Raw genomic sequence first — 526 nt, 5'->3', positions numbered from 1 at the left:
ACTGTTCGTGGGTAACTCGGGAAGCTAACGCCGCGCTAAAGGGCCGAAAAAGCGAAGCTTTGGAGGTCCCAAGGAGCGCAGCGACTGATTTTGAGCGCCTTGTTAGATTTTATTTACTTAAGGGACGTAGTTTTATTCTTCCAGTTGGACTTTGGAACCACGTTCTACCTTTAGGGATTGCAACGACTCTTCCGTCACTACCTTGTTTCCAGGTGCCGCCTTTGGGTATAGCGACAACTCGCCCGTCGGCCCCTTGTTTCCATGTTTCACCTTTTTTTATAGCAACAACCCGACCATCGCTGCCTTGCTTCCAAGTGCCACCGGGAGGTATAGCAACAACTCGTCCATCCGCTCCCTGTTTCCAGCTGTAGCCCTTTCTTATTGCAACAACATGCCCATCTGAGCCTTCTTTCCAAGTAGCTCCGTCAGGAATGGTGATTTCTTTCCCGTCACGTCCTTTCTTCTTGAATGCCATATGAGCGATGTCCTTTACTGGTTCTTTAAATCTAACGCTTTTGTTCAGCGG

1 protein-coding gene is annotated in these 526 nt (G+C 49.0%); it reads right to left on the bottom strand.

Annotation, left to right across the window (positions count from 1 at the left end):
- Window positions 1–109 precede the first annotated feature (109 nt).
- Window positions 110–526, bottom strand: a 417-nt coding sequence (locus tag ADIMK_RS09695; RefSeq protein WP_036187030.1) for a hypothetical protein, incomplete at its 5' end; no start/stop codon positions are given.

The organism is Marinobacterium lacunae, from assembly GCF_000705555.1.
In the GTDB taxonomy this organism is placed as follows: Bacteria; Pseudomonadota; Gammaproteobacteria; order Pseudomonadales; family Balneatricaceae; genus Marinobacterium_D; species Marinobacterium_D lacunae.
Note: the sequence above shows the minus strand (reverse complement) of the source record. Positions and strands in the feature narration are given on the sequence as shown.